The following is a 22,333-nucleotide window of genomic DNA, read 5'->3' as shown; positions in this document are numbered from 1 at the left end:
AAAATATTACAAATTTATGCTATCATGCACAGATATAATGGAGTTCTCTATAAAGATATCTCTAACTGTTTGAAGGAATATCTCTTTTTCGAATTTCTTCAATTTGCCCGGATATTTTAAGGTCTTCAAAAAATCCATGAATGAAAGGGCTAAAATTCTTAGGCATTCTTCTTTATTACTCGTTTTAAAGTAAGTTTCGAAATCCACGACAAAATCCACCAAAAGACATTTATACATTCTTTCCTCTGGAATTACAGAACTTCCAGTTTTCACTGTTTTATCCTCGTAATATTGGGGACGAAGTACTTTATAGAACGTAGTGAACTGAGGTGACAAGCATACAAGTGTTACAGATAATGTTTCCATTAAATCAGATTTAAATCCAAGTAACCCATTTGATAGCACGCTCTTAAATACATTGATAGCATCTGAATGAAAACTAAAACTAGAAAATTCTCTAGAAATTACTATACCTAATATTATTTTCATACTTTATTATTATAATAAAACAATATACAAATATAATCGTTTTTTTCTTATATACACAGGAGATGGTCTATTGAAAACGTTTATTACCTGGAGGCAATTGTCCATGTTCAAAAAAATACCAATACAACATTATTTTTTCTTGTATCAAAATCTCTGTTTTTGTTCCATAAAATAAAGGTTGCATTTTAAAATGCGTAGCTTCATACGATGTTCTGCTATAACGTCTTTTTCCTTGTGTCGTTTCTCCATATTTCCATACATCACCTTGTTTCATATAAACCATTGAATTTGTTCTTACATTCCTATAATAGCCATCTTGTAGTACTTCTAGCTGATACAAATAGCCTTCTTCCGGTCTGTTTTTTTGAGCCAACCTTGTAATTTGCTATTCTTGCCTCTTGAGCATATTTTCAGTCATAAACTCGTATGCCGCATAACCATAAATGACAGGAATTAGAACATCATCTGCTACGCCTATTCCTGTAGCATCATCAGTCATTATCACTGCAGAAACAGCTGTTGCATATTGAAATGCACTATAATCCCATTGAACTTTCTTAATTGCTTTTTCTATTGCAGTTTTTGAATCACATATTGTATTGGTTATGCCACCTCCACCACCAGCAGCTGTGCTCCAATGGAAATCAAATTTCCAATTACTACCTTGTCCCACGGCTCCAACAGCCAGTCCAGCAGACAAGTATGGGGTACTGATTCCACCCGCAAAAGTAATGCTTCCAGGTACTGCAATACCATATCCTACAACACCTCCGGTCAGTGCGCCAAAACCAATGCCCAAATAAGTACTTGCTGACCTATAATTCCATTTTACAGGATTCAATTCTCCATTATTAGCTAATGCGCCGCCAACATAAGCTCCTACAATAATACCTATGACCGCCAAAATAGATTCACCGTTTTCATCCACATAACAAAGCGGATTATTCATCGCATAGGTATAGCGATTGAAGTTCTGCGACATATAAGGCATCTGCACATACGGGTCTGGAGAAAGGAAACGACCTAATAGTGGATCATATAATCGAGCGTTCATATTAACAAGGCCGAATTGTGTAAGGTGTTCATGCCCTGTATAACCTCTTCCTAAGAACAAAGCAGGCTGCTGTTCATGAGTGTAAACTTCTTGAGAGACCGGATTCCGCAAACGGCCCCAAGCATCATAACTCAACTCTTGAACTAATGCGCCATTAGAATCCACAATGTGGGTAATACTACCTAAATAATCACGAAGAATATAATATATACCTTTGGAAGAACCTTCTTTTATATATACCGCTCCGGAGTTATAAAAATCACCGAATAAATAGAGCTTTTCTTTTGAAGAAGAAGTCTGATCCAATTCGTAACAATTGCCCAAATAATAACGAGTCAGGACATTATTCCCATTCTGTGAAATATTCATTTTCACTCTGTCGTATTCGCCATTATAGGTAAATGTCGCCACTTGGCCATTCTCAGTAATAGACTCAGGGCGTCCAAAAGAGGTGTAAACTATTTCTTGAGTATGCGTTGGCACCCCATTTCCCGATAAATTGGCACCAGAAACCGCATAAGGCTTTTGAGTAAGTGTGTATTCAAATGTTCCTGCGTCACTTTTACTAGTAATATTACCTTTCACATCATACGCAGCAGTTTTACCGGCATAAGAAGTCAATCTGTTCAAATTGTCATAACCAAAATTTTCCGTGATATTTCTTGTGTCATCTTTTCGTGATGTCAGATTAGATGTTGTTGCATCAAAAACATACGAAAAATCCTGATAAGTTTTAGACGTGCTACTTGCACTCCTGCCAACCGGCAATCCATAAGCGTTGAAATCATATTTGCGTGTTATCCCACCCGTGACAATTTCTGTAGGTTGGCCCAAACTGTTTTCTTTGGACAATTTGAACACTGTTGTCGTTCCATCTAACTTTACCTCACTTAAATGACCATTTGAATAAACGTAATTTTCAGTAGCCAACACACCGAATTGTGATGTGTATTTAATGGAACTGACATTTCCATTAGAATAGGTATAATCCTTTTGCAGCCATTTACCATCCACACCATTTTCTTTCCATGTAATCAACCTGCCATAACTGTCATAAGCAAAAGACTTTGAAGTTCCGTTGTTAGTGGACGTACCAGTCAATTCATCCTTTGCGTTATAGGTAAAGGATGTTACAAATTCTGGAGTAGTCGTTTTTATCAACCTGTTGTATGAATCATATTCATTTTGGGTAACCTTTCCATTCGCATTTGTCTCTTTTGCCACATTTCCAGCCGCATCATATTCATACGTCGTTGTTCCTTGACTGGGATCAATCAAGCTCGTCTGCCTTCTATATTTATCATAACTAAAAGAAGTTACAATATTACCAGGAGCCACTACAGAAGACGGTTGTCCGTCCGCTTCCAAATTATAAACAATCGTTCCCGCCGGGTCGGTAACAGAAAGTAAATTGCCTTGTGCATCATAATCTTTAGTTGTTGAAACTTTATCGGACACCATCGTTATGTTATTCTTATTATAACTATATGTTGTCTTCCTGCCGGAACTCTCTGTACAAGAAAGAATACGGTCATAACTATCATACACATACGTATTCCATAACGAAGCTGTACTTCCGGTGAAAGGCATGGACTCTTTCTGCAAATTACCGTAAGAATCATATAACTTGTCGATATTCCTTATAATTCCGTCGAACCGTTTTTCTCCTTTACGAACTTCCCGATTTAATGCATCATATACTTCTGTCACTGTCGGTTTTCCCGTATTTGTAGTGGTAATAGAATAAAGTCCGTTAGTTGCTGTTGAAGACCAAGCATATTGAATCGTTTTACTAGTATTATCCGGATACTTGACTGCTGTTTCGCGTCCGAAAGCATCATAAGTAAAAGCTGTAATTCCGCCCCTATAATCTTTTACAGTTGCGACTTGACCCAAAGTATTATAAGTAAACGTGTTGCTCAACCCCATTGGACTGGTCACTTTGGATAATCGTCCATAAGAATCATACTCATAAGACGTCTTTTGTGTATTCGATGAGGTATAGAGTTTTATCGTTTCTGTAATAGGATTACCATAACTGTCATAAGTATATGTATACTGTTTGACTTGATTCCCATCCTTATAATATACTTTCACATTAGGTAATCGTGAAGAATGTACAGGAATATACATCTGCTCCGTATAAGAAGAGCCTCCACGATTTACCGTAACAAGCTGCTTGGTCAGGAACCCCAAATTATATCCGTCCTCCACTGTAGTTTTTGACGAATAAGTATTCGCCTTTTTTATAGTAATATTCCCGGTATAGGAAATTGATTCTTCTGTAGGATATCCATAAGGATCATATATATAAGAAGTCGTAGCAGATATATCTTTAAGCAAATCCTTCTCTATTTTATTGGTCAAAAGGATTTTGGCGATTTTATTAGCCTGTGTACTTACAGTGTAAGTGTATGAGTGCTCAAAAGCTGGTGCGACTTCACTTTTCAACAAGCCATAACGATAAGGTTCGTAAGTCCTGACAAGGCTTTGCCCTCTTCTATTGTAAATCGTAATTTTTTCAAATCCTCGAAAGCCTAACCCTTGCCGATGGACAACCGCATTATTATAAGTGAAAAAATTGTTGTCTATCTGATTGCCATTCATGTAAATTTCCGATGATGCGATTACCGGTAAAGGCTCTTGAATATTTACATAAGGATAGGTTGCTCCATATCCTTTCGTGTATAGCCCAGAAGACACACCTTCTTCATTAATCAACCGATAATCATTTTTTTCAATTATCCCCAAACTGTTTGCCATACCTGTAGCCATAGCTTCTTCGCTATCATTACGCGAAAATGCGATTTTTGTAGCGATTCCATCTTTCAAACTTATCAACTGTGTAAAACAGTTACGGGTATTGATATCGGTAGGTATAAGAATAGATTTTGATGACGGATAGCTGGAATATAAAGTTGAAGAGCCAACATTGTTATTATTAGCCAAATAAGTAAAGAAGCCGCTTGTGTCATACTTGATTAAATCTGTCGCTCCGTCACCGTTGATATCCTGTATAATAAAACCGGTATTATCCGCCGTATTTTTAGTGGTTCCATTAAAAGTAGTACTTTCAAACTGGCCATTCCCTTTGGAGTTATATACAGTCCAAGTTGTTGCAGAACCGGTAGGTGACACCAAGAGGTCCATTAAACCGTCACCGTTGTATTCTCCAAGCAATATATCACGATTGGCCAGTCCGGATTTTTTCAAGCCTGTATAGGTGGCTACTTTTCGCGCTGTAAGGGTACTGCCTGAAACATCAAAAGTATAAATATTGACTCCACTTTCATTAATATGACATATATCAGTCTTCCCATCGCCATCGTAATCCATAACAAATAATTTGTCGGTGTTATTATTGGCAGCCTTAGGGTCACTTTGTTGTGTACCAACAAACTCGACATTATATGGTAACACATGGTTCTGATAGATAATCCTGTTACCAGCCAAATCAAAAATGTAACATTTAGAAGGTTTGCTGGTATCTCCAAACGGCTGGTGCACGGAAACGGCCAAGACTTCCATTTTGCCATCACCGTTGAAGTCACCTGTGTAATAGAATTTTGGCTGAATGCTTTTTCCGTCGTCAGCATCCGTATATACTGTAGGAAAATTATAAGTTCTAGTATAGAGTTTAGAAAGACCAGAATACAAATTAGACCGATAGACATGAAAAACAACCTGGTCGTTGTTGCTTACTACCGAGTTGTTGATTTTTATAACATATTCTTCTTGTTTACCCTCCAAATCTGCACATACAATATCCACAAACCCTTTTTCTGTAAACAAATTAGGCATGGGGGACGCCCAACTGTCTTTCAAACCAGCATACAGGAAAATCTTTTCTTCACCTGTGTACTTATTGTCAAATCGGTTCTGTGAATGCCGAAACATAGTAGAATTACGGTAGTGCTTCCAGTAAGGATTTAAATTAGGAAGAGCAATCAGACCATCCGCACCACTGTCGTAATCAAATTTCCCTTTAGCGACTTTTATCATGCTGGGATTATCCGCTACATACCATTCATACAGTTGGGTCGTACTTTTTGTGTAATTGGAGGCAACATTGCCTCTGCCATAATAAAACAACAACGGATTATATGATTTTCCGGAAGCTGTATAATCAATCTGTGTCAGAAGGGATTTATTATTCTGTGTGGTGTATTTCAATGTATAAGTACCTAAGATAGTATAGCCTAATTTGCAAGTGATGCTTTGCAACAGTTGTGGTTCGTTTACTTTGAGACCACCTGCAAAATAAAGAATCGGATCTGGACGTGAGGTCTGGTAGTTAAATTCGACAGAAGCACCATTGTATGAGATATTGACAATGTTATAGTGGTTATTTGAAAAAGAATACGAATAGCTTATTTTGTTTCCTTTCAAATCGGTAAGTGACATAAGCGGATAATACAGGTAATTCTGAGCACCGTTTGTATATCCGAAAATTCCTTTATTCCCATCCGGATAAAAGACTTCGAAATATTTCATTATGTTTCCGGAAACATAGCCTTTCACCTTGATATTTCCTTGCTCGGATTCATATAAAATATTGCTGCTTGCCGTTGATGTTTTTATCAAACGGATGCCATTAAGCATAAAAGCGTCACTATTGTCCATGACAATACCTTGCGACTTTCCTTCATAATACATTGTCTTTCCACCGCGGGCAATCATAGGCAAACCAGAAGCAGACCAGCCAACACCCATGACGGAGTTTCCCTGCTGGCTATTGTAACTTAGGGATAATTGGGGATTGAAGCCTCTCATTCCAGGATATACATCAATAGGGACTTCATAAGTTCTCGCTCCTGTAGATGATGTTCCTGAATTGATAACGATTTGACCGACTTCATTAGACTGGCTCAAACTGATAGAGTTGGGAACATGTGAGTTTGTAATGCGCGATGTAGGTATCTGAGCAGGTCTGTTGCTGTCCTTGCCAAAGGAGGCACTGTCAGCCTTTATTGCAATCACAGGTGGGTACAATATTGCCTGAATGGAATCCTCATAGTGCTTGTATTGTTCTTCAGTCCAATTTTTAAACTTATCCTCATTTAGTGTATTCGCAAATGCTTTTATCTGAGTAAGATAAGGAGTCGCTTGTTCAGGTACAGATAATTCTTTAGACTGACCTATGCATATATTCAGTACAGACAGAATACTTGCAATATATATTATTCGTTTCATGGATATTTGCTTATAATTACTTTTTAATTATTTTCCAAGTAGTTTCCCTGTCGTTTAAGGAAATATATAAGATGTAAATCCCGTTTGCCCGGGAACTTAAGTCTAATTCTGTCCTGGAAGAAGTTGCATGTGTTGAGAATATTTGCTGTCCGGATGCATTATAAATGCGGAGAATACATCTATCCGAATTTTCATAACCTGCAATTTCAACTTTTAACCTGCCTTTCGTCGGATTGGGGTATATTTGAATATTCTTTTCCAATAGCGTCTCCGTAAATCACTCCGTTGTATATCTCTCTTCACAAGAGGATCTTGTCTTTATTACAATTTCTCTCTTAATACGATTGCCTGCGTTGTCATAACAATATTTGACACTTTGGGCTGATGCTGCATAAGGCATAGCCCAGATGAGCAGAGTGGCTAATTGTTTCTTCATGTGACTACATTTTTTATTTTTCTTATTAATGTAAACGAAGTAAGCCCGAATTTATTGTGTAAGATGTATGTTTTATTGATTTTTAGATATCTAAAGTTTCCCACACCCACAGAAGTAGCTGTAGTGGGGATTGACTCTTTTAAAAATAGATATTATACAATTAGCCTTCGCTAGTTGAATCCGCGCTTGAGCGAAGCGAAAAAAGGAAGTTAAAGAAGTTTAAGACGTATGTCAAAGCCCAGAGAACTCCCGAAAGGAAGCGAAAAGACTATTGTCTTTAACTTCCTTAACTTCTTTAACTTCCTTAACTTCTTAGAGTAGAGCACATGAGAAACTTAAACAATTGACTCAATCCACTGATACTCTGCGGCATTGAAGCACGGACATGCCTTGGGCGTGGCACCGGGCATTTCAGAGTGACCACGGACAAGAGCTCCAGGGAAGAGCCGGTGGAGTTTGACGAGGAGCTGCTGAAGCTGGTATCGTTGCTCCTTGGTGCGCGTGTCCTTAGGCTTTCCGTCGGCGGATAATCCGCCCTCGTAGCAGATGCCGATGCTGCAGCGGTTGTACGGTCGGCAGTGGGCACCCACCTCAAGCAGATGGCGGTGTTGCGTCACCTCGCCGTTGCGCCGTATGTAGAAATGATAGCCTATGGTGCGGAAGCCCCGGGCCTTATGGTCGCGCAACATCTGTTCCACGGTGTAGTCACGGTCCTCGCGCGAAGCCGAGCAGTGGACAATAAGCCACCGCACCGACTTCACATCGTTCATAAACAACCCTGCCTCATGTTTCTTCAGCAGGTCACGTTCCGAGAGGACTTCGTCCTCAGAGATCGTAATGGGGAAATGTTCGTTAAGCATAATCTTCCATGGCTAATGAATACACGAAGTGATTGTTATCGCACTGATGATAGAAATGATGAGCGTGCCTACTGCCTTCAGCACCTGACTCCAATTGAAATTGATTTTTGACATAACGTTTGAAAGAGTTTTCCACCTACTGTAGGGCAGCAGATTTCATACTAAAAAGAACTTTAATTTTTTAATCTTTTAATCTTTTAATCTCAAGCGCGCCGAAGCGCGCTTGACCTACTGTCCCAAATCATCACCGCCTGGGGTCTCACTCGCGCCGCCACCGCCCGACGGGTCGGTTGGTTCAGTGGATGAGTTGTCGGATCCGTTGACGATACTGTTGAGGTCAACAGTGGTCTCCTCGTTCTTCACGGCGGTGATTACTGCCGACTGTGCCTTTCGGCTTGCCACCAGGTTGTACTCCACGCCATCGCCGATGTTAGTGAGCTTGTCCGAGCGTTCCCACACCACGTTGAGACCGGAGATGTGGATGGTGGGGTTGAAGTCCTTCAGGTTTTCGGGCAACTCCTGCCACCCCTTGTTGATGATGGTGACATAGAACATGCCGAGGGCGCCGAGGTCGATCTTGTAACCCTCCTTCAGTTTCTCCACCATACACTTCACCGCCTTTTTCAACACGCCCTCCACGATGTCCTCGCTGTAGAGCGACCCGTGCGACGAGATGTGCTCTGCAAACTGTTCGATACCCATGAAGAGGTCGCTCTGGGCGTAGGCATAGACTCGCTTCGTGCCTTCATCCTCCTTGCCTTTTACAAGGCGCTTGCTGATACTGTAATTTATCATAAAGAAAACTTTTTGGTTTGACGATGCAAAGGTACGAAATCAGCAAACCGCACCTATACGTTGTTGAACGCTATTGAACGTTATTGAACGCTAACCGGGAAACCGAGATAATCGACTATCAGCTGCACCTGACGGGCGGTGAAATGGCGGTTGCAGGGTCTGTAATGGGCTGCCTCCAGCTCACTGCGGAGCTGACCGCAACGATTTATCCACCGCATCAGGTGGTTGACGGCGGTGTGGGACTTCGCTTCAGGGAAATACATCAGCGCAAGCTCTTGTTTGGAATATATTCTGATTCGCATACTTTCTGTGTTTTTATGTCAATAAACAACCACCTTTCGATTCCTACGAAACGACAAGCCGATTTGGCTATATCGAGAAGTCGATTTCGCATTATCGAGAAGTCGATGCACTGGAAGTGCAGTCACAAGGTCATCAAGTTTACTAACATTATATATTTATAAATAAATAATATATTTTGTTTTATTATTCATATAAATTAAAAATGTTGTTTTTTTGATGACTGTAAGGCAGAACGTGACCGCAAATTCTGTTTTAGAACACATTTTGGGCTGTTGACACTATGCGGTTGCTATTAATTGTTGTCGTTTCCAGTTCCACCACAAGATAGCCACGCTGACTTTTCGCCCCGCGCCTCACCCTGGTAAATCCCTTCTTGTCCATCAGCGTGTTCAGCTGCCGGACGCTGATGGGTTTCTTTATGTTGCCCCAGGTGGTGAGTTTTGCCAATATCTCCGACGGTGTCAAGAAAATTACAGTGCGTGTCTCAGGGTTTTCGGGGTCGGAGCGGGGCACGTCGAAATAGACATCGATGAGTTCTTCCTCTGGGGTGTGGTCGGCAAACTGCTCCACATAGCCGCTCATACGTTCTATCTCGTCGAGCGTGAACCAATATTCAAACCCTCCGCCCTCTATCAGCCTCACCGCCTCGTCATACATCGCCCGATGGGGTATCGGGGTCTCAAACGGGGAGTCGATGCTCTCAACGAAAAACGGGAGGAAGCGGCGGTTGCCCGTCTGGTCGGTGAGAAACTGCAGTTTGTTGCCTGAGGCGCAGTAGGAGGCTATGCGAATACGCCGTTCCTTCGTTGTCCCGTATGGTGCCCGCACGTTTACATCGGGCGTGGTTATGAGCGACTTGAGGTTGTCGAGGTCACGCCCCGAAAGGCGGTCGAACTCGTCGAAATTCACCAGTCCGAACTCCGTGCATCGCAGCTGCTCGTCCTTGTCGCTGAAGTCGGTGGCAGACTGTCGGCAGCGGTAGCGCACCAGTTCCGGGGGAATGAGCGCGTCGAGCCATGTGCTTTTGAAGATGCCCTGCTTGCCTATCAGCACAAGCATCTGATGGTTCACCACCTCTGGAAACATCCACGAGGCGACCATAGACACAAACCATTTCCTGAAACAGGTGTGCCAGAGCGTGGAGGGGGACTGGTTGGAATGAGGAGAGGTTTGAGAGGCTTGAGAGGTGTCAGAAATATTCACAAGGGGAGAATTGGTGACATGCACCATGTCCGCCACCTTGTCTATAATGCTCTCGCCGTCGTTCACTTCCTTAGGGAGCGAGTTGGCGGGGCCTTTCAGATATTCGGTCAACGGATTGAACTCCGGCACGCAGTCGCTCATCAGCGCGGCGCGGAACACCTGCAATGAGATGTTTTGCCCCATCTCCACGCTGCAGGCAAGCAGCATGGAGTTGATGTCGCGGTCGGTAAGCTCCGTTCCGTCGAGCTTCACTATCTTGCGGCTTATCACGTCGAAGCGCAGGCACTGGCGGCGTATGAAGTCGGCGGAAAGCTCCATCTTCACTTCCTTACTGCGGTCGCCGCCACGCTGGCTGTCGGGCAGTGCCTTCTTGCCGTGCATCACCGCCACCGTCTTGTAGCAGCCACGCACGAGCGAGGGTATAGGCTCCTCGCCATACTGACCGGAGTATTCCGTATTCATCAGCTGTGCCGCCGTTTCCTCGTTCATGCCGTAGTCAGACAGCAGGCAGGCGAGGGCCACGAGATAGTTGTTGCGGTTGCCTTGGGCAAACTCTCCCCTACTCGACCTGTCCACCATGCCCTGTGCCATGGCAAACACCCTCTCCGCCGTCCACCGCGCGGGCCACTTGTCCTGTGTCACTGCCTCGGAGTTGACGATGCTGCTTCCCTTCCTGCGTTTCTTCACGTCGCAGCTCATGTCCACCTTCAGCGGCTCCAAGTCGGTGTTGAACCATGCTTCAGGGTCGTGGCAGAGTGACGATCCGTGCGTCGGTGTCTCCACGGCGGTGTCGTAGTCGGCAGGAATGGCATTGGATATCAGTTCGTTGCCCTGTCGGAACGCCTGTTCATACACCTTTTCGTTCATGCCGCAGTTTGGAATCTGGAAGACATAATAGACATGCAGTCCCCTTCCACCCATGCTGACGTGGTACATCACCACAAACTTCAGTTCCCTGATGCGTCGCCTTGCCTCGTCGAGGAGTTCGGGATCGATGTTGTCGAAGTCAGCCTGGCAGAAGCACGTCCAACTCTCTATCGACTCCGTGTTGCGTCCGCCTTTGAACAGCACCGCCGGCACGAGCATGGGGAAGTTTTCCGCCTTCATCGCCTTCAGCACCTTCCCCGCCACCTTCGCCTCCAGTGCCTGGCGGTAAGCCTCCGTGCGCCGTTTCAGTTCCGCGTTGTTCCTCACCGTGTCGTAGATTTGCACTATGGTCACCCTGTTGTGACCCACATTAGCCTTGCAGCTCGGATAAACCGAAAGTAATTGTTCCTTATAGTCCATAAAACATATTTTTGGTTTTTTGTGCAAAGATAGGTAACGAGTTTGGAAAATGCAAAAGGGAGTGCGCACATACAGGTGCGCACTTTAGTAACATTATTTACCGAAAATAACTTTATTTAACTCGTCAATATTTCTTTATTTAAAAAAAACCTTTAACTTTGCATATATTTAAAACTGACATAACATAAAACAACAAAAAAAAATGACAGCAAAAAGAATCCATCGTCCGTGCCTTTCGGCAGCATTGCGCGAAGGCAGGAATCAACTCAGGCACTACTGTCCTGAGCTGACCGACGAGGCTGTATGGCAAGCTTGCAACATCAGCCGCAGAAAATTTTACGAAGTCTAAAAAGGTATGGTTCAAGACCTCAAAGCCTACCATCCCCTAATCCACTTCTTCTCCCTCCATCTCCCCCATCCCCAACGCCAGGCGTTCCTCGCAAGCTGCATGGTGGCAGTGTTGGGCGACGGGTAAAAAGAGGGGTGTTATCTACATTTTTCTTTATTAACCATTTTTTTCCTTGACAGACAAGCGAATTACAGAGTTTTTTTGTAACTTTGCCGACGAATAAAAGACATTGTGACATAAAATGTTTTGCGGATATGGAAACGAAACGACTGAAACGATTGCCAGTAGGCATACAGACATTCTCAAACATTATTGAGGATGACATGCTCTACATCGACAAGACCGAGTATATCTGGAACATGATACACCTCAGCAAGTATATCTTCCTGAGCCGTCCGAGATGGTTCGGCAAGTCACTTCTTGTATCCACGCTTCAGGCGTATTTCGAGGGACGGAAGGACTTGTTTAAGGGACTCTTTATAGAGACCGTGGAGAAAAACTGGACGGAATATCCTGTGCTGAGATTCAGCATGGCTTCGGGCAAGCACATGGAAAAGGACCAGCTGGAACGATATCTTCTCTACATATTGGAAGAGAACGAAAGGCGTTTTGGCATAACCTCTGACTCCAAAGACCCAAATGTCAGATTGAAAAACCTGATAGCCAGTGCATACGAAAAGACTGGCAAAAAGGTTGTCGTACTCATCGACGAGTACGATGCCCCATTGCTTGACGTAGTTCATGAAGAGCAAAACTTGCCAGTGCTGCGCAACGTTATGCGCAACTTTTATTCGCCACTGAAAGACTGTGACCCATATCTTCAGTTTGTCTTCCTCACCGGAATAACGAAGTTTTCGCAACTCAGCATCTTTAGTGAGCTTAACAACCTAAAGAACATATCCATGCGCCCAGACTATGCCGGAGTGTGCGGTATAACCAAGGAGGAGATGATCACCGCCATGTCAGATTATATTGACGACTTCGCCGAGGCACAGGAGATAACACGCGAAGAAGCAATTGAGGGTCTGAAGCTCCAATACGACGGCTATCATTTCACATGGCCTTCGCCAGACGTGTTCAACCCCTTCAGCCTGCTCAACGCATTCCAGGACCACGACTACACCAACTACTGGTTTGGTTCGGGCACTCCGACCTATCTCATCGAGATGCTGAGAAAGTTCCACGTCGTGCCGTCGGACATGAATAAGATGCAGACCCTTGCCTCAGACTTCGATGCACCGACTGAAAATATGGCGAGCATCACGCCGTTGCTCTATCAGAGCGGTTATGTAACCATCAAGGACTTCAACAGGGCAACGCGTCTTTACACCCTCGACATTCCCAACACTGAGATTCGTGTAGGACTGATGGACAGCCTCCTGCCCAACTATGTCAGTATGCGTAAGGAAGCGGGAAATACTACCATCGCCAAGATGTATCTTGCCCTGCTCAATGATAATCTCGACGAGATGTTCAGCCTACTGCAGACATACCTGCTCACTGTGCCATATTGCGACAATGCCAATTCCGAAGGTCATTACCAGCAGCTGCTCTACGTCATCTTCTCGCTTTTCGGCAGATATGTTGAAGTGGAGGTCCATACACCTACAGGGCGTGTGGATATTGTGATGAAAACCGACAAGGCCCTATATCTCTTCGAGTTGAAACTCAATATGTCTGCCCAGGCAGCAATGAAGCAGATTGACCTTAAGAACTACGCCTCAAAGTTTGCCCTCTCAGGTCTGCCCATAGTGAAAGTAGGGATAAACTTCGATCCCGAACGCCGGACAATAGGTGACTGGAAGGTGGAAGGTTGAAGTAGATTAGTGGTGTATGTAAGAGTTGGACGAAGGGTAAAAAAAGCATTAAAAGTCGTACTGAAAATGTGATAAATCAATCTAAAAGTCGTGCCGAAAATGTGATAAAAGATATTAAAAGTCGTGCCGAAAATGTGATTTCTCTTCGTTATTATATTTATTTTCAGTAACTTTGCCGACAAAAGCAATAGAATATGGAGAGACTACTGATAGAAGAACTGAAAAAGTGGCAAAACAAGACCGACAGAAAGCCCCTGATTCTGCGTGGAGCAAGACAGGTTGGGAAGACATGGCTTCTTAAGGAATTTGGCAAGATATGTTTCAAGGATGTGTGTTATATCAACTTTGAACAGGTTGACTCGCTCGAAAGTGTTTTCAGCGGCACACTGAATCCTGAAGACATTATCAATCAGCTCTCGGTATTTCATGGAAAGCGCATCCTACCCAATGACACACTAATTATTTTCGACGAGGTGCAGGAAATGCCACGGGCTCTGACAAGTCTGAAATACTTTGCCGAGGAAAATCCTGAATATGCTATATGCTGTGCTGGCTCTCTTTTGGGTGTGGCATTGCACAAGGGAACATCGTTCCCAGTAGGTAAGGTGGATTTTCTAAATCTCCATCCTATGTCGTTCAGGGAGTTTCTCATCGCCAATGGCGAGCAAATGCTTGTGGAATATGTACTGGGTGGCTCACGTGCCCTCCAACCATTTGAATCGCGCCTCGTCAGCATGTTGAAACAATATCTTATCATCGGCGGTATGCCGTCGGCTGTAAAGAAATGGCTCGACACTAAAGACTATTTTGCAGTGGACGAAGTGCAGCATGCTATCATTGTTGCATACGAAAACGATTTCTCCAAGCATGCTCCAAAGAATCTTGTAGAGAAAATCAGATATGTATGGGACAGTATTCCGTCACAACTTGCAAAGGAAAACAAGAAGTTTATTTATGGCTTGGTACGTGAGGGCGCAAGGGCAAGAGAATATGAAGACGCTTTGATGTGGTTGAGCGACGCGGGAGAGATACTGCGTACATACAACGTCACAAAACCGGACGTACCTCTGAAAGCATACGCCGACCTAAAGTCATTTAAGGTCTTTTTGCTCGACGTAGGTCTCCTGCGTTGTCTTAGCGGGCTGTCGCCTAAAGTGATTCTCGAAGGCAGCAGGATATTCGAAGAATTCAAGGGTGCCATTACAGAACAGTATGTACTTCAAGAACTAAACACGATACCTCATCTACAGAGTAATTATTACTGGACTTCACAATCAAAGGCGGAGGTTGACTTCCTGATTTCGGAAGGACTCAACGTAATACCACTTGAATGTAAGGCGGGATACACCATGAACGCCAAAAGCCTGAAATCATACGGGGAAAAATATTCCCCAACAATGTCTCTTCGGACCAGTCTGTTGCCATACGAGCGAAAGGAGGGAGTGTGCAATATTCCTCTTTATATACTATTCGCAATCAACAATGAAATTCGAACGACTGAAGAAATTCATAATCATTAAAACTTTCGGAAGTAAGGGAGTATCTTGCCTTGCTCTATGATAATCTTGACGAGATGTAGATGTGGAGGTCCATACACCGACAGGGCGTGTGGATATTGTGATGAAGACCGACAAAGCCCTATATCTCTTCGAGTTGAAACTCAATATGTCTGCCCAGGCAGCAATGAAGCAGATAGACCTTAAGGACTACGCCTCAAAGTTTGCCCTCTCAGGCCTGCCAATAGTGAAGGTAGGGATAAACTTCAATCCCGAACGGCGGACTATAGGTGACTGGAAGGTTGAAGACGCTTAGTGTTGGACGACGGGTAAAAAGAAGACAGAAAAGTGTATCAAGTACGGACACTGACCTGTCCTCTGGCCGCAGGAGTATAAATATCGAAGGTCAGCCACGGTACGCTTTCCGACAGCTGACCTTCTCGTAGGTTTATTCAAACGAATGCTGTGTTATCATGTGATTTACAATCTTAGCCCTATTCGTTACCGCAGTACACCGCTCTAAAGGCTACCAGACAGCCGACAATCATTGCCTACATTCTATCGCCTTGCGCTATTGCTGAGGTTTCAATCTACTGCAACCAAGCGCACTGGGCGCACCGAGCAACCGGTGAAGCGACCGGAGTTGGCCGTGGCAGTTACAAAATCGCTGATGAAGTTCAGGGCATAATCGCGCGTGCCCGAGTCGGCCGTGCCTGACAAGTAGACGCCGTGAGAGCCGACACAGTCGAACGAAGTCTGACTGCCCCAGCCAGCTGCAGGCAAGAAGATGGTTTTTGTATTATCTGTTTTACTTGTCACCTTATAGCCATTGTAACCATCTTGGGTAGTCCATTGCCATTCGTATTTATCAGTATTATACAAAGCCTGCCAAATCTCTTTTGTGGGCAACTGCCAGTCACCACCGAGTTTCACGTTTGCGGCATCGTCAGCTTCTTCAAGGGTATTTCCAGTCGTGTATTTTGTACTATTGTAGAAGAATGGGGCATTGTTTGGCATGTATCCACCTGTTTTTTCCCAATTATCATCTTCTACTTTCGGTTTACCATATTCATCAATAATATAAGAAGTGTACCAAGGAGTAGTAGCTCCCCAAGCAAAGTAGTCACCAAAGTCTGTTTCTTTTTCTGCAAGACCTGTGGCTGTCAGGTTGGCATTTGCAAAGATAACTTTTTTATTAACTCCATCAATTTCGACGGTAATACCAAAGTCAACCTCCTGCTCATAAGTTACTTTATAACCACGATGTGCATCCGCCCAGAAAAGACTTGATGTTTCAAATACTCCAAGGTCTATTATCTTATTGCGTTCAATAGTGAGTGGCTTGCTACAATAACGAGTGTAAACAGTGTTGGTTCCATCATCTGCAGTAAAGGTAATTTTCCACATTCTATTTAGAGTACCCGTAGGAACTACAATATAATAACTATTACCTTGTGTAATTGAACCAGTAAGAGTTATCTTATTGTAGGTATCTCCCGTAAAATTTATTGTTGGTTCTCCGTTGTTCCATTTTAGAGTTCCTTTTCCAGCAAGGATGTCACTACTCCCCTCTGCTGCTTCCAACTCAATCTTAGTGCAACTGAATTTTGGTGTAACCTTTACAAGACTTATGGCATTCTTGAACTCCAACTGATTTTTGTTTTCTGTTGTCGATACTGCCATCATCAATGCGGCATTAGGGTCGAAACTATCCTTTGTCGCAGTTTGTTCGGCAGGAAGAGTTATACCACTTACACTGCCATCTGATGCAAGGGTTGCTCCTTCAGTATATGGATAAACAGCATAATAGAAAGTAGCATCTTGATTAAGTACTTCGCCAGTAAAACTACCCGATGTAGAACCTTCATCACTTGATAATGAAAACTCATGATTATAATCTGTACCAGCTACCCCATCAAACACACTAATTTTATCATCTGTCTTCCAAACGACTTTATTGTCACTATTAAGAGCCGTACGAGTTCCCGCGTTACTTTCCTGTGTTGCAGTAAAAGTCATTGGAACCAACTTACTTTCTTCTTTGATTTCTGCCACTTCATCGTCTGACGATGAGCAACTTGCCATTGCCATCAGCATGGCAATGGACATAAAAGGTAGAATATATTTCTTCATTGTTCTTTTAATTTAATAATTACCATACTGGTGTCCCATCATTCTCAAAATCTTCAGTAGTAGCAGCAGGATCACTTCCCGCCAAAATCTGTGTCCTGCCGATTTCATAAACCGTCATCGTAGGAGATTCATAGAATTTCTTTTCTTTCTTTTCCATTTTTTTGTTTCTTGATTCGTTTTTGCCTATAGGTTCTCGGAGTCGGCTGGTTGATATTAAATAAGGTGAACCTATAAATGAAAGAGCGTGGAACCTGACACTAGCCTGTTCCACTGATAGAGGTTCTGGAATACCCTTTGCTGTTGAACAGGCAACTCAGAACCCACGCAGTTTTGTCTATATAATCATCTACAACACATAACAGCAGACCATTTGAATAGTCCGCTTTCTGTGCATAGAATCATGTATAAACACTACATGAGCATCCATCGTTGCTAAGTTCTGACAGCAAATGAAATTTTCCAGATTTCTATCAGTCAGAAACAAAGCGCATGATAAACGCTTTCCCATAAATAGAGACAAATGCGGAGCCAAACTCTATTGGCTCAGAAGCCCAAACGAGTTGAGCCACTTGCAGATGTCGGGGCAAAAGCAAGAATAATATTTGAAACTACCAAATTTTTCGGATAGGAAATTGCATAGCCATCGAAAATTTTCTTGAAACAAGAACAAAAAAAAAAGAGGCAACGCAGCTGCACCACCTCTTTATATATATTCGTTGTTTGTATTGCGCCAGTAGTTACTCGCCAGCTGCATGGAGGCTATGTTGCGCGACGGGTAAAAAGAAGGGGGTTATCTACATTTTTCTTTATTAACCATTTTTTCCCTAATAGACAAGCGAATTCCAAAGTTTTTTTGTAACTTTGCCGACGAATAAAAGACATTGTGACACTAAATGTGTTTAAGGATATGGAAACGAAACGACTGAAACGACTGCCAGTGGGCATACAGACATTCTCAAACATCATTGAGGATGACATGCTCTACATCGACAAGACTGAGTATATCTGGAATATGATACACCTCTGCAAGTATATCTTCCTGAGCCGTCCAAGACGGTTCGGCAAGTCACTTCTTGTATCCACGCTTCAGGCGTATTTCGAGGGACGGAAGGACTTGTTTAAGGGACTCTTTATAGAGACCGTGGAGAAAGACTGGACGGAATATCCTGTACTTCGCTTTTCCCTAAGCACTGCCAAACATTGCAATAAAGAAGAACTGCTGTTGGAATTGAGCAACAAATTAACCCACTATGAGGCTATATATGGTAAAGGTGCAGCTGACGAGGTTAAGCCCAACCAGCGTTTAAAGGGAATTATAGAGCGTGCCTATAAGAAGACCGGTAAGAAGGTGGTTGTCCTTATCGACGAATACGATGCCCCGCTGCTCGACGTGGTTCATGAGGAGGAGATGTTGCCTGTGCTGCGCAATGTTATGCGAAACTTTTATTCGCCACTGAAAGACTGTGACCCATACCTCCAGTTTGTGTTCATCACAGGAATCACAAAGTTCTCCCAACTCAGCATCTTCAGCGAGCTTAACAACCTGAAGAACATATCCATGCGCCCAGACTATGCCGGAGTATGTGGTATAACAGCGGAGGAGATGCTCACTGCCATGTCGGACTACATCGATGACTTCGCCGAGGCTCAGGAGATAACGCGCGAAGAAGCAATAGAGGGTCTGAAGCTCCAATACGACGGCTATCATTTCACATGGCCTTCACCCGATATTTACAATCCATTTAGCCTTCTCAACGCATTCCAAGACCACGACTACACCAACTATTGGTTCGGTTCGGGCACTCCTACATATCTTATCGAGATGCTGAGGAAGTTCAATGTCGTGCCGTCGGACATGAATAAGATGCAGACCCTTGCCTCAGACTTCGATGCACCGACTGAAAATATGGCGAGCATCACGCCGTTGCTCTATCAGAGCGGCTATGTAACCATAAAGGACTTCAACAGGGCAACGCGTCTTTACACTCTCGACATTCCGAACACTGAGATTCGTGTAGGACTGATGGACAGCCTCCTGCCCAACTATGTCAGCATGCGTAAGGAAGCGGGAAATACTACCATCGCCAAGATGTACCTGGCTTTAAGCAAAGACAATCTCGACGAGATGTTCAGCCTCCTACAGGCTTACCTGCTCACTGTGCCATATTGCGACAATGCCAATTCCGAAGGTCATTACCAGCAGCTGCTCTACGTCATCTTCTCGCTTTTCGGCAGATATGTCGAAGTGGAGGTCCATACACCTACAGGACGTGTGGATATAGTGATGAAGACCGACAAGGCCCTATATCTCTTCGAGTTGAAACTCAATATGTCTGCCCAGGCAGCAATGAAGCAGATAGACCTTAAGGACTACGCCTCAAAATTCGCCCTCTCAGGCCTGCCCATAGTGAAAGTAGGGATAAACTTCGATCCCGAAAGGCGGACAATAGGTGACTGGAAGGTTGAAGACGCTTAGTGTTGGACGACGGGTAAAGTATAGGAGCGAAAATATACAGCATGAAGCATTATGAACTATATAGAGATATTCGAACGTCTTTGGGAACACTCGGAGAATGAAATAGTAGAGTTCAAGAAAGCAGAATCCAACTTTGATATTGACGAGTTGGGGCGCTACTTCTCTGCCTTAAGTAATGAGGCCAACTTACGTGAATGCGAAAATGCCTGGATAGTATTTGGTGTGTGGGACAAAGACCACAAAGTTGTCGGTACCAACTTTAAGAATGGCGAAGTGGCATTGAACAAACTGAAGCAAGATATGTCACAACATACGACGGACAATCTGATATTCCGTGAGATTGTACCTGTTGAGATTGAAGGTAAGCGTATACTGTTGTTCAAAGTGCCTGCTTCGCCTCGCAATATCGTGATGTGCTGGAAAGGCATAGCTTACGGTAGAGACGGCGAAAGCCTAAAACCTTTAAACCAGGCCAAACGTGATGCCATACGCCAACAACCGCCACTACCCGACTGGTCAGCCCAGTTAGTGCCTAATGCCACTATCAACGATTTGGACGAACTGGCAGTAGCTACAGCAAGAGTAATGTTCAAGAAAGTTCATGCTTCAAACATTCCAAGCGCCGAAGTGGATTCATGGAGTGTGGAGGATTTTCTTGCACACAGTATGATGATGCGTGACGGGAAATTGACTCGCGCCGCCATATTGCTTTTGGGCAAGCCTCTATCCATACAGAAAATACATCCAGCCGTGGCACAGATTACATGGACATGGCAAGACGACGAAGACATCGTGCTCGACTATGAGCATTTCACTATACCATTTATTTTGACGGTAGATAAGGTACTGAGCAAGATAAGGAATAAGACCATGCGCGAGCTTCCCGGTGGCACTCTATTCCCTGATACTATGAAACAGTATGATGAATATACTATACGCGAAGCCCTCCATAACGCCATAGCCCATCAGGATTATTCTTTGCAACAGCGCATAGTTTTTGTGGAAGGACCTGATACACTCTATTATGGCAATGGTGGCAGCTTTATTCCCGGTACTATTGAAAATGCTCTTGAACACAAGGGACCGCAATTTCATTATCGCAATGAATGTCTTTGTCGGGGAATGGTCAATTTCAACATGATTGACACCGTTGGTCGTGGAATCAAGAAAATATACACAGAACAGAGAAACCGTTTCTTTCCAATGCCAGATTATGACATTGACAACGAAAAACGCACCGTAGGTGTAACTATCTATGGAAAAATGATTGATGACAAATATACCAGTCTGCTCAAACGAGAAGCAACACTCACACTGAAAGAATGTCTTTGGCTCGATGCGGTGCAGAAGCATCGACCGATAACCAAAGAGGCTGTCAAGCACCTTCGTGGAAAAGGATTGATCGAAGGACGCTCACCAAACTTTACTATCTCATTGTCTGTAGCAAAGATGACGCACCAAATTGGCAACTATACGAAAGAAAAAGGTTTGGTTGAAAACAGTATTAAAAAATTAGTTCTTCAGTTGGCTTATAACGCAGGAAAAGAAGGATTTAAACGTAGGGATGTTTATGATGGATTACAACATGTGTTTCCTTCCTCAAACTCTTATGATGAGATAAACAGAAAAATCGGCAGGCTATTGGTAAAAATGTCTAATGAAGGACTATTGATAAAGTCTGAAAGTGGCAAACTGTGGCAGATCACCTATAAAGGGAAACAAGAATTTCAAGATTAAACATAATAATCGGTCGTTTTTCGGTCGTTTTTCGGTCGTTTTTCGGTCGTTTTTCGGTCGTTTTTCGGCAGATATGTTGAAGTGGAGGTCCATACACCTACAGGACGTGTGGATATAGTGATGAAAACCGACAAGGCCCTATATCTCTTCGAGTTGAAACTCAATATGTCTGCCCAGGCAGCAATGAAGCAGATAGACCTTAAAGACTACGCCTCAAAGTTTGCCCTCTCAGGCCTGCCAATAGTAAAGGTAGGGATAAACTTCGATCCCGAACGGCGGACAATAGGAGATTGGAAGGTAGATGGTGGAAGTAGATTAGGGGGTGGATGTAAGAATTTCATTTCCTCAGTTGACTGGAAATAAAGAAAAACGCGTCCCGACATTCAAATAGTGAATGGTCGGGACGCGAATATTTTTTTTGATATGAGAGGGGCTGGTTACATCTTTGCTATGATGCCCTTGGTCTCATTGCTCATGACTTTAATTTTTTAATTCTTTAATTCCATTCTTAATGACCAGTCCCTTTGTCTGTGCATCGCGCTTTCTGCCGAGCAGGTCATAAACGGCATCGGTGTCGCCCGTAGCTTCTGCGTCTATAAGGCGCAGGTCGGTGGAGGTGCCGTCGGAGTGAATCACTTTGGCGTTGCTGAATGCGCCGGAGCCTCCCTCTGATGGTTCTGTCGTGGATTCCTTTGCCACGAAATA

General features: G+C 43.5%; 17 protein-coding genes and 2 pseudogenes. 7 read left to right on the top strand and 12 right to left on the bottom strand.

What is annotated here, in order from left to right:
* Window positions 1–6: 6 nt before the first annotated feature.
* The 9 genes from CIK98_RS07480 to CIK98_RS07445 all read right to left on the bottom strand — a co-directional run bounded on the left by CIK98_RS07480 (window position 7) and on the right by CIK98_RS07445 (window position 11,620).
* Window positions 7–489: a hypothetical protein gene (locus CIK98_RS07480; protein ID WP_094383640.1), complete on the bottom strand. Its 483-nt coding sequence runs from the start codon at window positions 487–489 to the stop codon at window positions 7–9.
* Between the two features lie 67 nt (window positions 490–556).
* Window positions 557–862, bottom strand: coding sequence for a hypothetical protein (locus CIK98_RS07475; RefSeq protein ID WP_094383639.1), 306 nt, complete (start codon window positions 860–862; stop codon window positions 557–559).
* 12 nt (window positions 863–874) lie between these two features.
* Window positions 875–6,736, bottom strand: coding sequence for an RHS repeat-associated core domain-containing protein (locus tag CIK98_RS07470; RefSeq protein WP_094383638.1), 5,862 nt, complete (start codon window positions 6,734–6,736; stop codon window positions 875–877).
* 16 nt (window positions 6,737–6,752) lie between these two features.
* Window positions 6,753–6,998 carry a T9SS type A sorting domain-containing protein gene (locus CIK98_RS07465; RefSeq protein WP_094383637.1) on the bottom strand — a complete coding sequence of 82 codons (246 nt, stop codon included), beginning with the start codon at window positions 6,996–6,998 and terminating at the stop codon, window positions 6,753–6,755.
* A gap of 15 nt (window positions 6,999–7,013) precedes the next feature.
* Window positions 7,014–7,172, bottom strand: coding sequence for a hypothetical protein (locus tag CIK98_RS18070; RefSeq protein ID WP_172409857.1), 159 nt, complete (start codon window positions 7,170–7,172; stop codon window positions 7,014–7,016).
* Between the two features lie 335 nt (window positions 7,173–7,507).
* Complete coding sequence (locus CIK98_RS07460) at window positions 7,508–8,032, bottom strand: N-acetylmuramoyl-L-alanine amidase (protein ID WP_094383636.1); 525 nt, start codon at window positions 8,030–8,032, stop codon at window positions 7,508–7,510.
* Window positions 8,033–8,260: 228 nt separating this feature from the next.
* Window positions 8,261–8,827: a hypothetical protein gene (locus CIK98_RS07455; RefSeq protein WP_094383635.1), complete on the bottom strand. Its 567-nt coding sequence runs from the start codon at window positions 8,825–8,827 to the stop codon at window positions 8,261–8,263.
* An 80-nt stretch (window positions 8,828–8,907) separates the two neighbouring features.
* On the bottom strand, window positions 8,908–9,090 hold the full coding sequence (locus tag CIK98_RS07450; RefSeq protein ID WP_371683255.1) for a DUF4248 domain-containing protein: 183 nt from the start codon (window positions 9,088–9,090) through the stop codon (window positions 8,908–8,910).
* 292 nt (window positions 9,091–9,382) lie between these two features.
* A complete protein-coding gene (locus CIK98_RS07445) occupies window positions 9,383–11,620 on the bottom strand; it encodes a VapE domain-containing protein (RefSeq protein WP_094383633.1) in 2,238 nt (745 codons plus the stop codon).
* Between the two features lie 202 nt (window positions 11,621–11,822).
* Between CIK98_RS07445 and CIK98_RS18065 the strand changes: the two genes are divergently transcribed.
* From CIK98_RS18065 to CIK98_RS07430, 4 genes and pseudogenes are all read left to right on the top strand, one after another.
* Window positions 11,823–11,969 (top strand): hypothetical protein, encoded by a 147-nt coding sequence (locus CIK98_RS18065; RefSeq protein WP_172409856.1) that lies wholly within the window; start codon window positions 11,823–11,825, stop codon window positions 11,967–11,969.
* A gap of 254 nt (window positions 11,970–12,223) precedes the next feature.
* Entirely contained in the window at window positions 12,224–13,786 is a 1,563-nt protein-coding gene (locus CIK98_RS07440) for an ATP-binding protein (RefSeq protein WP_094383632.1), read from the top strand.
* 194 nt (window positions 13,787–13,980) lie between these two features.
* On the top strand, window positions 13,981–15,306 hold the full coding sequence (locus CIK98_RS07435) for an ATP-binding protein (protein ID WP_094383631.1): 1,326 nt from the start codon (window positions 13,981–13,983) through the stop codon (window positions 15,304–15,306).
* 55 nt (window positions 15,307–15,361) lie between these two features.
* Window positions 15,362–15,598, top strand: a pseudogene (locus CIK98_RS07430) (PD-(D/E)XK nuclease domain-containing protein); the annotation flags it as partial.
* Between the two features lie 269 nt (window positions 15,599–15,867).
* On the opposite strand, the gene CIK98_RS07425 reads toward CIK98_RS07430, so the two are convergent.
* The gene (locus tag CIK98_RS07425; RefSeq protein WP_141210459.1) at window positions 15,868–17,415 is read right to left on the bottom strand and encodes a fimbrillin family protein; all 1,548 of its coding nucleotides are present in this window, start codon (window positions 17,413–17,415) and stop codon (window positions 15,868–15,870) included.
* Window positions 17,416–17,434: 19 nt separating this feature from the next.
* Window positions 17,435–17,572, bottom strand: a complete 138-nt coding sequence (locus CIK98_RS18060) for a hypothetical protein (RefSeq protein WP_172409855.1) — start codon at window positions 17,570–17,572, stop codon at window positions 17,435–17,437.
* Between the two features lie 750 nt (window positions 17,573–18,322).
* On the opposite strand from CIK98_RS18060, the gene CIK98_RS07420 reads away from it, so the two are divergent.
* The 3 genes and pseudogenes from CIK98_RS07420 to CIK98_RS07410 all read left to right on the top strand — a co-directional run.
* Window positions 18,323–19,891 (top strand): ATP-binding protein, encoded by a 1,569-nt coding sequence (locus CIK98_RS07420; RefSeq protein ID WP_094383628.1) that lies wholly within the window; start codon window positions 18,323–18,325, stop codon window positions 19,889–19,891.
* Window positions 19,892–19,942: 51 nt separating this feature from the next.
* Window positions 19,943–21,628 carry an RNA-binding domain-containing protein gene (locus tag CIK98_RS07415; protein WP_094383627.1) on the top strand — a complete coding sequence of 562 codons (1,686 nt, stop codon included), beginning with the start codon at window positions 19,943–19,945 and terminating at the stop codon, window positions 21,626–21,628.
* Window positions 21,629–21,685: 57 nt separating this feature from the next.
* A pseudogene (locus CIK98_RS07410) lies at window positions 21,686–21,991 on the top strand (PD-(D/E)XK nuclease domain-containing protein); the annotation flags it as partial.
* Window positions 21,992–22,108: 117 nt separating this feature from the next.
* On the opposite strand, the gene CIK98_RS18055 reads toward CIK98_RS07410, so the two are convergent.
* Window positions 22,109–22,333: hypothetical protein (locus CIK98_RS18055; protein WP_172409854.1), on the bottom strand; the 225-nt coding region annotated here is incomplete at its 5' end.

The sequence above is a fragment of the Prevotella sp. P2-180 genome (genome assembly GCF_002251435.1).
Taxonomy (GTDB): Bacteria; Bacteroidota; Bacteroidia; order Bacteroidales; family Bacteroidaceae; genus Prevotella.
This window is presented reverse-complemented; position numbering and strand designations above follow the sequence as displayed.